General features: G+C 72.4%; 7 protein-coding genes. All 7 read left to right on the top strand.

The window, feature by feature from the left end; translation table 11 throughout:
* The first annotated feature begins 376 nt into the window (after nt 1–376).
* The 7 genes from GVN67_RS25535 to GVN67_RS25505 are packed head-to-tail and all read left to right on the top strand — an operon-like array spanning nt 377 to nt 10,889.
* Nucleotides 377–1,033: a sigma-70 family RNA polymerase sigma factor gene (locus GVN67_RS25535; RefSeq protein ID WP_160000139.1), complete on the top strand. Its 657-nt coding sequence runs from the start codon at nt 377–379 to the stop codon at nt 1,031–1,033.
* An 11-nt stretch (nt 1,034–1,044) separates the two neighbouring features.
* The gene (locus GVN67_RS25530) at nt 1,045–1,476 is read left to right on the top strand and encodes a hypothetical protein (RefSeq protein ID WP_160000138.1); all 432 of its coding nucleotides are present in this window, start codon (nt 1,045–1,047) and stop codon (nt 1,474–1,476) included.
* A complete protein-coding gene (locus tag GVN67_RS25525; RefSeq protein WP_160000137.1) occupies nt 1,473–1,937 on the top strand; it encodes a periplasmic heavy metal sensor in 465 nt (154 codons plus the stop codon). The genes GVN67_RS25530 and GVN67_RS25525 overlap by 4 nt, the downstream gene beginning before the upstream one ends.
* A gap of 26 nt (nt 1,938–1,963) precedes the next feature.
* A complete protein-coding gene (locus tag GVN67_RS25520) occupies nt 1,964–3,328 on the top strand; it encodes an efflux transporter outer membrane subunit (RefSeq protein ID WP_160000136.1) in 1,365 nt (454 codons plus the stop codon).
* A 19-nt stretch (nt 3,329–3,347) separates the two neighbouring features.
* On the top strand, nt 3,348–4,682 hold the full coding sequence (locus GVN67_RS25515) for an efflux RND transporter periplasmic adaptor subunit (RefSeq protein WP_160000135.1): 1,335 nt from the start codon (nt 3,348–3,350) through the stop codon (nt 4,680–4,682).
* A gap of 12 nt (nt 4,683–4,694) precedes the next feature.
* Nucleotides 4,695–7,796: an efflux RND transporter permease subunit gene (locus GVN67_RS25510; protein ID WP_160000134.1), complete on the top strand. Its 3,102-nt coding sequence runs from the start codon at nt 4,695–4,697 to the stop codon at nt 7,794–7,796.
* A gap of 6 nt (nt 7,797–7,802) precedes the next feature.
* Nucleotides 7,803–10,889 (top strand): efflux RND transporter permease subunit, encoded by a 3,087-nt coding sequence (locus GVN67_RS25505; RefSeq protein WP_160000133.1) that lies wholly within the window; start codon nt 7,803–7,805, stop codon nt 10,887–10,889.
* Nucleotides 10,890–11,012 lie beyond the last annotated feature (123 nt).

Raw genomic sequence — 11,012 nt, 5'->3', positions numbered from 1 at the left:
CCCCAAGAGACACCGCCCCCGGAGATGCCCCCTGCTCCACCACCACCTTGCCAGCCGCCGTCCTGCATGCCTTGCATCCTGCCGGCGGGCCGGGCGGCGGCTCCGCGGGGCTTGCATCCCGCGGCCGCGCCGGCCCTCGCCCCTTCTCTGGAACGCCGATCGCTTGATAAGCCCGGGGGCCGGTGCCAGGACGGCCCGGCCACGCGGGCCCTCGGCGGCAGCCTCGCCGTGCTGGGCTAAGATAGGCTTAAACAGGCGCGCGCCGCCGCGAGCGGCAGCCATGCTCGCGCCCCAATTCCGGGGAAAAAGAAATTCATCGAAGCCGGCGTGGGGTGCGGGGAATGCCAGCGTATCAGGGGGGACAAGAGCCCCATCCATGCCCCTCCCCCTCCTGCCGGGCCTCGCCTGGCGTCCCTTCCTGCCATGGCCAGGCCTTCTGCGCCTGAACCCGGCCCCGCCCGAGGCGCGGCTGGCGCGCGACCATGCCGCGGCGGCCGACGAGGCGCTGATCGCCTGGAGCGCCGGCGGCGACCGCCTGGCCTTCAACGCGCTGGCGGCGCGGCACCTGCCGCGGCTGCATGCGCTGGCCTTCCGCATCACCGGCAGCGCCGCCGAGGCCGAGGAGGTGGCGCAGGACGCGCTGCTGCGCGCCTGGCAGCATGCCGCGCGCTTCGACCCCGACCGCGCCCGCTTCGGCACCTGGCTGTACCGGATCGCCGCCAACCTGGCGATCGACCGGGCCCGCCGCCGCCCGGCCGCGCCGATGCTTTCCACGGATGCCCTGGCCGGGACGCTCGCCGACCCCGCCGCCACGCCCGAGGAAGCCCTGGCGCTGCGGCAGCAGGAGGCCGCGCTGCGGGAGGCGCTCGCCGCCCTGCCCGAGCGGCAGCGGGCGGCTCTGGCGCTGGCGCATGACCAGGGGCTGAGCGGCGCCGAGGCGGCCGCCATCCTGGAGACCTCGGAACGTGCCGTCGAAGGGCTGCTGCACCGCGCCCGCCGCTTCCTGGCGGCGCGGCTGGCGGGGCTGGGGTGAGGAGCGCCATGATGCAGATCTCTGCCTTCGCCGATCTCCTGGCGCAGCACGGCCCGCTGCCGGCGCGCTGGCCCGCCGAGGCCCGGGCCGGGGCGCTGGCGCTGCTGGCCCACGACCCCGCCGCCCGCGACCTGCAGCTTGCGGCCGCGCTCGCCGCCAGCCTGCCCCCCGCCAGCCCCGAGGCGCTGGCCCGCATGCGCGCCAATGTCGCCGACAGGATCGCCAGAATGCCGCTGCCGGCGCGGCAGCCCTGGGCGGCGCGCTGGCTGCGGCCGCTGCTGCCGGCCGGCTTCGGCGCCGCCGCCGCGCTGCTGGCCTGCGCCATCTGGCTGCAGTTTCCGGCGGCAAACCCCTGGGGTGGCACACCCTGGAACGCGGCCGATCAAAGTGAATTGCTGGCGCCCCGCCTGGTGGTGGCGCTGGCGCTCGGGGATTCCGAATGACACGCTTCTCCCGCGCCACCTGGCTGAGCACCGCGCTCGGCGCCTCGGTCGCGCTGAACCTGGTGCTCGGCGGGCTGCTGGTCTTCGCGCCGAAGCCGCAGGGCCGCCGCCCCGACCTGGCCACCGTCCACCAGCAGATGGAAAAGCTGGTGCCCGAGGCCGACCGCGCCCGCTTCACCGCCCTCCTCGATGCCGGGCGCCCCGGCGTGCTGGCGCAGCTCGACCGCCAGCGCGCCGCCCGCGCCACGGCCGAGGAGGCGCTGGGCCAGGAACCCTTCGACCCCGCCAGCCTGCGTGCCGCCATGGCCCGTGCCCGCAACGAATACCAGCAGTTCAGCATCGCGCTGGAGGACAATCTGATCGACGCGGTCTCCACCCTGTCTCCCGAAGGCCGCCGTCGCCTGGCCGAGGATTCCCGCCGCCGCCGCGAGGCCGCCCGCCGCGCCCGGGGCGACAACTGAGCATGACCCTCCCGATGACGCGCCAGATGCCTGCCGCTTCGGCCCGCGCCATTCTCCTGCTTGTCCCCCTGGCGCTCGCCGCCTGCGCCACGGCATCGAACGCCCGGCCCCCCGGCCTGCCGATCGCCGAGCAGTTCCGCCATGCCGGCCAGGCCCCGCCGCAATGGCCCGACGCGCAATGGTGGCAGGGCTTCGGCAGCGGCGAGCTCGACCGGCTGATGGCCGCCGCCACCGCCGGCAACCTGGACCTGGCCGCCGCCCAGGCACGCATCCGCCAGGCCGACGCCTCGCTGCGCATCGCCGGCGCCTCCCTGCTGCCCGAGGTCTCGGCCGGCGGCAGCGGTGGCCGCTCGGCCAATGGCGGGCGGACGCGCAACAGCTATGGCGCCTCGCTCTCGGCCAGCTATGAGCTCGACCTCTGGGGCGGCAACGCCGCCAGCCGCCGCGCCGCCGAGCGGGCGCTGGACGCCTATCGCTTCGACGCCGCGGCGACCGGGATCACCACCCTGGCGTCGCTGGCCAACACCTATTTCTCCCTGTTGGCCGATCGCGAGCAGCTGCGCGTCCAGACCGAGAACCTCGAGGCCGCGCGAAGAATCCTCAACGTCATCCGCCAGCAGGTCGCCGCCGGCACCGCGACCGGGCTGGACCTGGCGCAGCAGGAGACGGTGGTGGCCCAGCAGGAAGCGGCGCTGCCCTCGCTGCGCCAGGCGATCGACCAGGGCGTCACCGCCATCGCCCTGCTGCTGGGCCAGACGCCGCAGACGGTGGCCGTGGCCGGCGACGGGCTGGCGGGCCTGGCCATCCCGGTCGCCAGCCCCGGCCAGCCGGCCGAACTGCTGGCGCGCCGCCCCGATGTGCGCGCGGCGGAGGCTGACCTCGCCGCCGCCCAGGCCGATATCGACGTGGCGCGGGCCGCGCTGCTGCCCAGCCTGACGCTGTCGGCCGAGGCCGGTATTTCCGGCGCCGTGCTGGGCACGCTGCTGCGCCCCGAGCAGCAGGTCTGGTCGCTGCTGGCCAGCGTCACGCAATCCGTCTTCGATGGCGGCCGCCGCCGCGGCCAGGTGGCGCTGAACGAGGCGCGCGCGGAGGAGCTGCTGATCGCCTACCGCGCCGCCATCCTGACCGCGCTGGGCGATGTCGAGGACGCGCTGGTCGCGCTGCGCGAGACGACGCAGCAGGAGCGGCTGCGCGGCGAGGCGGCCAACCGGGCGGCGCGGGCCGCCGAGATCGCCGAGGCGCAGCTCCGCCTCGGCACCATCAACCTGATCACCCTGCTGAACACGCAGCAGACGCTGTTCTCGGCGCGCAACGCCCTGGTGGAGGCGCGGCTGGCACGGCTGCAGGCCGCCACGGGCCTGTTCCGCGCCCTGGGCGGCGGCTGGCGCTGATACCGGATCGCTGCCGACCATGGCCCTTCCCCGCACGCTCCTCGTCCTCACCGGCCTCGCGATCCTGGGCGGTGGCGGCTATTATTATTGGAAGACCCGCATGGCGCCGGCCGCCGAGGGCCAGGCGACGCCGGCCGGCCCGGGCGCTAGCCCTGGCGCCAGCCCTGGCGCCGGCCGCCGCGGCCCCGGCGGCCCGGGTGGTGGCGCCGGCATGGCGGTGCCGGTGACCCTGGGCACCGCCGCGCGGAAGGACCTGGTGCTGACGCTGGACGCGCTCGGCACCGTGCAGGCGATGAACACGGTGACCGTCCGCTCCAAGGTCTCCGGCCAGCTGATGGAAATCCTGTTCCGCGAGGGGCAGGAGGTCGAGAAGGGCGCCATCCTGGCCCGCATCGACGACCGCACCTATGCCGCGGCGCTGGCCCAGGCGGTGGCCCAGAAGGCCTACAACGCCGCCCAGCTGTCGAACGCCAAGCTCGACCAGCAGCGCTACGAGGGGCTGCTGCGCGCCAATGGCGTGACCCGCCAGCAGGTCGACACCCAGCGCGCCCAGGTGATGATGTACGAGGCCCAGGTCCAGCAGGACCAGGCCGCCATCGACAATGCCCGCGCCCAGCTGGACGACACCGTCATCCGCGCGCCCTTCGCCGGCCGCGTCGGCATCCGCGCCGTCGATATCGGCAACCTGGTGGCCAGCGGCGACACCAACGGCATTGTCACCGTGGCGCAGTTCGCGCCGATCGCGGTGAACTTCACCCTGCCGCAGCAGGAGCTGCCGCGGCTGCTGCGCGCCATGGCGGTGGGCCAGGTGCCGGTCGAGACGGTGCCGACGCCCTCCAGCACCCCCGGCCTGCCCGGCGAGGCGCCGGATCGCGGCGCGGTGCTGACCGTCGGCAACCTGGTCGACGCCACCACCGGCAGCATCGCGGTCAAGGCGAGCTTCCCGAATGAGCGGCGGCAGCTCTGGCCCGGCGCCTTCGTCACGCTGCGCCTGCCGGTGCAGACCATTCGCGACGCGCTGGTGGTGCCGCTGGTCGCCATCCAGCAGGGCCCGGCCGGCAGCTTTGTTTTTGTTGCCAAGGACGATTCGACGATCGAGCAGCGCAACGTGACGCTGGGGGCCACCACCCGCAGCGAGGCGACGATCCAGACGGGCCTGCAGCCGGGCGAGCGCGTCGTCACCTCCGGCGCGCAGCGGCTGAACAATGGCAGCCGCATCGCCGAGGTGCGTCCCGGTGGTGCTGCCGGCGGCGTCGCCGCCCCGGGCGAGGGCGCGCAGCCCGGCGCCGGCAATCCGCAGAACCCGGCCCCGGCCAGCGGCGAGCGCCCGGCTCGCCGCCGCGAGAGCCGCTGAGGAGACAGCGCCGTGAACCTCTCCGCCCCCTTCATCGCGCGGCCGGTGGCGACCACCCTGCTGGCCGTCGCCATGCTGCTCTGGGGCGCCTTCGGCTATCTGCGCCTGCCGGTCTCCGCTTTGCCCCAGGTCGACTTCCCGACCATCGAGGTGGTGACGCAGCTGCCCGGCGCCTCGCCGGAGACGGTGGCGGTGCTGGTCACCGCCTCGCTGGAGCGGCAATTCGCGCAGATTTCCGGCCTGACCACGATGAGCTCGGTCAGCGGCCCGGGCGTGTCGCGCGTCACCCTGCAGTTCGACCTGGAAAAGAGCCTCGACGCGGCCTCGCAGGATGTGCAGGCGGCGCTCGACGCGGCGCGCGGCACGCTGCCCAGCACCCTGCCCTATCCGCCGGTCTATTCGAAGGTGAACCCGGCCGACCCCGCCATCATCACCTTCGCGCTGACCTCGACCAGCCTGCCGATCACCCGGCTCAGCGATGTCGCCGACACGCTGCTGGCGCAGCGCCTGGCCCAGGCCAGCGGCGTCGGCCGCGTCACCGTCCAGGGCAACATGCGCCCGGCGGTGCGGCTGAAGCTGGATGCCGCGCGGCTCGCGGCCTACGGCATCGGGCTGGAGACGGTGCGCACCGCCATCGTCGCCGCCAACCAGAATTCGCCGAAAGGTTCGCTGGACGGGCCGCTGCAGGCCTCGACCATCGAGGCCAATGACCAGATCACCGCGCCGGCCGCCTTCGGCGACATTATTTTGGCGTGGCGCAACGACGCGCCGGTGCGGCTGCGGGACGTGGGCGAGGCCACCGACGGATTGGAAAATAACCGCAACGGCGCCTGGTTCAACGGCCGCCCCGCGGTGCTGATCGACGTGCAGCGCCAGCCCGGCGCCAATATCGTCGAGACGGTGGAGCGTATCCGCGCTTTGCTGCCGACGCTGCAGGCCGGGCTGCCGCCGGGCGCCGAGCTCGCCGTGGTCAGCGACCGCACCGAGACCATCCGCGCCAGCGTCCATGAGGTGCAGTTCACCCTGGTGCTGTCGGTCGCCCTCGTCGTCGCCGTCATCTACCTGTTCCTCGGCAGCGGGCGGGCCACCCTGGTGCCGGCCGTGTCGCTGCCGCTGTCGATCATCGGCACCTTCGGCGTCATGTCGCTGATTGGCTATTCGCTCGACAACCTGTCGCTGATGGCGCTGGTGGTGGCGACCGGCTTCGTCGTCGACGACGCCATCGTCATGATCGAGAACATCGTCCGGCTGATCGAGGCCGGCAAGAAACCGCTCGACGCCGCCTTCGAGGGCGCCAAGCAGATCGCCTTCACCATCGTCTCGCTCAGCCTGTCGCTGATCGCCGTCTTCATCCCGCTGCTCTTCATGGAAGGCGTGGTCGGGCGGCTGTTCCGCGAGTTCGCCGAGACGCTGACGGCGGCGGTGCTGGTCTCGCTGGTGGTCTCGCTGACGCTGACGCCGATGATGTGCGCGCTGCTGCTGCGGCCGCAGCATGAGCAGAAGCCGAACGCCATGATCCGCTGGACCGAGGCCGGCTTCGAGCGGATGCGCCTGGGCTACGGCCGCACGCTGCGCTGGACGCTGCACCACCAGGCGCTGACGCTGCTGGTCGCGACGCTGTCCGTCGCCGCCACCGCCTGGCTCTATGTCGTCATGCCCAAGGGCTTCCTGCCGGTGCAGGATACCGGGCTGATCCGCATCACGGCAGAGGCGCCGCAGGACGCCTCCTTCGCCCGCGTCTCGGCGCTGCTGGGCGAGGCCGCCACCGTGCTGCGGCAGGACCCGGCCGTCGCCTCGGTCACCGCGGTCGCCGGCGCCGGCTCGGTCAACACCACGCAGAACACCGGCCGCATCATGGCGGTGCTGAAGCCGCGCGCCGAGCGCGACGAGGCCCAGGCGGTGATCGACCGGCTGCAGCCGAAGCTGGACGGTATCCCCGGCCTGGCCACTTGGCCGCAGGCGGTGCAGGACATCCAGATCAGCGCCCGCGTCGCCACCACCCAGTACCAGTACACGCTGTTCGACGCCGATGCGGCGACGCTCTCGGCCTGGGCGCCGCGCATGATGCAGCGGCTGCAGGCCATGCCAGGCCTGCGCGACGTCGCCAGCGACCAGCGCGAGGACGGGCTGCAGCTGCAGGTCACCGTCGACCGCGACGCGGCGGCGCGCCTCGGCGTCACGCTGCAGTCGATCGACAATGCTTTGTACAATGCCTTCGGGCAGCGGCAGATTTCCACCATCTACGGCCAGAGCAACCAGTACCGGGTGGTGCTGGAGCTGGCCGGGGCGACCGCGCCGGACCCGGCGCTGCTGTCGAACCTGCGCGTCACCGGGCGCGACAGCATCGAGGTGCCGCTCGGCGCCGTGGCCAGCGTCGCCCGCGGCCGCGGCCCGCTGCTGGTGACGCGGGAGAACCAGTTCCCGGCGGTGACCTTCAGCTTCAACCTGACGCCCGAGCTGTCGCTGGGCGAGGCGGTGGCCGCCATCCGCGCCGCCGAGCAGCAGATCGGCCTGCCCGAGACCATCACCGGCCGCTTCGCCGGCGACGCCGCCGAGTTCAACAGCGCGCTGGAGGGCCAGCCCTGGCTGATCCTGGCCGCGGTGGTGGTGATCTACATCGTGCTGGGCGTGCTCTATGAGAGCCTGTTCCACCCGATCACCATCCTCTCCACCCTGCCCTCGGCCGGCATCGGCGCGCTGCTGGCGCTGCGGCTCTGGGGGCTGGACCTGTCGGTGGTCGGGCTGATCGGCATCATCCTGCTGATGGGCATCGTCAAGAAGAACGCCATCATGATGATCGACTTCGCCCTCGAGGCGCAGCGCGACCATGGCCACAGCGCCTATGACGCCATCGTCGAGGCCTGCCTGATGCGCTTCCGCCCGATCATGATGACGACGGCCGCGGCACTCCTCGGCGCCCTGCCGCTGGTGCTGCAGACGGGGACCGGGTCGGAGCTGCGGCTGCCGCTCGGCGTCTCCATCGTCGGCGGCCTGTTGCTCAGCCAGCTGGTCACCCTCTACACCACCCCCGCCATCTACCTGGCATTGGAAAAAATCCGCGAGGCGATCGCGCGGCGCTGGCAGGCGCATCCCGCCCCCGGCCCGGCGGAGTAGGCGCGCGTGTTCAACATCTCCGCCCCCTTCGTGCGGCGGCCGATCGCGACGCTGCTGCTGTCGCTCGGCCTGCTGCTGGCCGGCCTGGTGGCGCTGAAGCAGCTGCCGGTCTCGGCCATGCCGCGGGTCGACCTGCCGACGCTCTTCGTCAGCGTCAGCCAGCCCGGCGCCAATCCGGAGACCATGGCGGCGACCGTCATCGCGCCGCTGGAGCGGCACATCGGCGGCATCGCCGGCATCACCGAGATGACCTCGAGCGCCTCCACCGGCAGCGGCAACATCATCATCCAGTTCGACCTGTCGCGCACCCAGGCGAGTGCGGCGCGCGACGTGCAGGCGGCGGTGAACGCGGCCAGGGAGGACCTGCCCTCCGGCCTGCCCAACCCGCCCAGCGTGCGCAAGGTCAACCCGGCCGACGCGCCGGTGCTGATCCTGGCGATGACCTCGGACACGCTGACCCGCGCGGCACTGTACGATGCCGCCGACAGCATCGTGGCGCAGCGCCTGGCGCAGATCCCGGGCGTCGCCCAGGTGCAGGTGGCGGGCGCCGCCAAGCCCGCCGTGCGCATCGCCGTCGACCCCAATGCGGCGGCCGCCGCCGGCCTGTCGCTGGACGACATCCGCACCGCCGTGCAGGCGGCCAATGTCACCCAGCCGGTCGGGCTGATCGATGGCGACGAGCAGGCGGCCAGCATCCGCGTCAACGACCGCCTGAGCCGCGCCCCGCAATACGAGACGTTGTCGGTGCAGGCGCAGGATGGCGCGCTGCTGCGGCTGTCGCGCGTCGCCCGCGTCACGGAGGGCGCTGCCTCCAGCCGGCAGATCGCCTGGTTCGACCAGCGGCCGGCGATCCTGATGATGGTCTTCAAGCAGGCCGACGCCAATGTCCTGGACGTGGTGCAGGACGTGCAGGCCATGCTGCCGAAGCTGCAATCCTGGGTCCCCGGCGGCACCCGGATCGAGGTGATGAGCGACCGGTCGGGCACCATCCGCGCCAGCGTCGAGGAGGTCGAGCTCACCCTGCTGATCACCATCGCGCTGGTGGTCGCCGTCGTCGCCGTCTTCCTGCGCCGCCTGGGCCCGGTGCTGGCGGCCAGCGTCACCGTGCCGCTGTCGCTGTTCGGCACGCTCTTCGTCATCTGGCAGATGGGCTATTCGCTCAACAATTTCTCGCTGATGGCGCTGACGATTTCCGTCGGCTTCGTCGTCGACGACGCCATCGTCATGCTGGAGAACATGGCGCGGATGCGCGCCCGCGGCATGGCGCCGATGGAAGCGGCGCTGGAGGGCGCGCGGCAGATCGGCTTCACCATCGTCTCGATCACCGTCTCGCTGATCGCGGTCTTCGTGCCGCTGCTGGCGATGGGGGGCGTGGTCGGCCGGCTGTTCCGCGAATTCTCGGCCACCCTTGCGATCGCAGTGGCCATCTCGGCGGTGCTGTCGCTGACGCTGACGCCGATGCTGGCCGCCCGCCTCGACCGCGGCGAGGCCGAGCGCCCGCCCGGCTGGTTCGGCCGCACCTTCGAGCGCGGCATGGATGCCGTGGTCGCCGGCTATATGCGCAGCCTGAAGGTCGTGCTGCGCTGGCGGAAGACCATGCTGCTGTTCTGCCTGGGCCTCGTGGGCCTCACCGTCTGGCTCTACATGGTGGTGCCCAAGGGCTTCTTCCCCGAGCAGGATACCGGCCTGCTGGCGGGCAGCGTGCGCGCCGCGCCCGACACCTCCTTCGCCAAGATGAGCGGCATGATGGAGCAGGTGACGGCGGTGCTGCTGCGCGACCCGGCCATCGCCAGCATCGGCGGCCAGATCGGCGGCGGCTTCGGCGGCGCCGGCAGCAATTCCGGCCAGTTCTACATCACGCTGAAGCCGGTGGAGGAGCGCGGCGCCAGCGCCACCCAGGTGATCGACCGGCTGCGCGCGCCGCTGGGGCGGATCCCCGGCGCCTCGGTCTTCCTGCGCTCGCAGCAGGACCTGTTCATCGGCGGCCGGCCGGGGGATTCGCAATATTCCTTCGTGCTGCTCGGCAGCGACCTCGACGCGCTGCGCGACGCGGCCAACCAGATGGTCGAGGCGCTGCGCGCCACGCCCGGCTTCTTCGACGTCTCCTCCGACCAGGAGCGCGGCGGGCTGGTCAACAAGCTGATCATCGATCGCGACGCCGCGGCCCGCCTCGGCGTCTCGATGACGGCGCTGGGGGCGGCGCTGAACAACGCCTTCTCGCAGCGCCAGGTCTCGACGATCTACGCCACCCGCAACCAGTACAACGTCATCCTGGAGATCGACCCGGCGATGACCCAGGATGCGACGCAGCTGGCGCGCATCTTCGTCCCCGGCCGCGACGGGGCGCAGGTGCCGCTGACCGCGGTGACCCGGCTGACCCGCGACATGGCGCCGCTGCGGGTGACGCATCGCAGCCAGTTCCCGGCGGCCTCGATCAGCTTCAACCTGCCGGGCAATGTCTCGCTGGGCGAGGCGCAGGCGAAGCTGCGCGAGGTGGAGGCGACGCTCGACCTGCCCTCCGGCATCCGCTCGGAATATGGCGGCAATGCCGCGGCCTTCCAGGCCTTCTCGCGCGACCAGCCGCTGCTGATCCTGGCCGCCATCCTGTCGATCTACATCGTCCTCGGCGTGCTCTACGAGAGCTACATCCACCCGCTGACCATCCTGTCGACCCTGCCCACGGCGGGCATCGGCGCGCTGCTGGCGATGCTGGCGACGGGGACGCCCTTCACCGTGATCGCGCTGATCGGCGTCATCCTGCTGATGGGCATCGTCAAGAAGAACGCCATCATGATGGTGGACTTCGCGCTCGAGCATGCGCGGGAGGAAGGGGCGGATGCCGAGGCCTCGATCCTGGCCGCCTGCCGCGACCGCTTCCGGCCGATCCTGATGACGACGCTGGCGGCGCTGTTCGGCGCGGTGCCGCTGGCCTTCGGCACCGGCACCGGGGCCGAGATGCGCCAGCCGCTGGGCATCGCCATCATCGGCGGCATGATCGTGTCGCAGCTGCTGACCCTCTACACCACGCCGGTGATCTACCTGGCGCTGGAGCGGTTGCGGCAGGCCCGGCTGCGGCGGCGCGCCGCGGCCTGAGGCGGGCGGCACGGCGGCGGGCGGATTTTCCTTGTTCCTGATCTGTTCTTTTCCTATCCTCCGGGGAACAGGCGGCTCCACCCCCTCCCCCCGGGAGCCGCCACCCGGAGCCAGGCCATGTCC

Source organism: Roseomonas sp. 18066 (genome assembly GCF_902706185.1).
Taxonomy (GTDB): Bacteria; Pseudomonadota; Alphaproteobacteria; order Acetobacterales; family Acetobacteraceae; genus Pseudoroseomonas.
The sequence above is the reverse complement of the archived record's forward strand: the minus strand, read 5'-3'. Positions and strand labels throughout refer to the sequence as shown.

Coding starts and splice junctions, on each gene's coding strand:
- GVN67_RS25535 (WP_160000139.1), top strand. CDS start 377: ATGCCCCTCCCCCTCCTGCCGGGCCTCGCCTGGCGTCCCTTCCTGCCA.
- GVN67_RS25530 (WP_160000138.1), top strand. CDS start 1,045: ATGCAGATCTCTGCCTTCGCCGATCTCCTGGCGCAGCACGGCCCGCTG.
- GVN67_RS25520 (WP_160000136.1), top strand. CDS start 1,964: ATGCCTGCCGCTTCGGCCCGCGCCATTCTCCTGCTTGTCCCCCTGGCG.
- GVN67_RS25525 (WP_160000137.1), top strand. CDS start 1,473: ATGACACGCTTCTCCCGCGCCACCTGGCTGAGCACCGCGCTCGGCGCC.
- GVN67_RS25515 (WP_160000135.1), top strand. CDS start 3,348: ATGGCCCTTCCCCGCACGCTCCTCGTCCTCACCGGCCTCGCGATCCTG.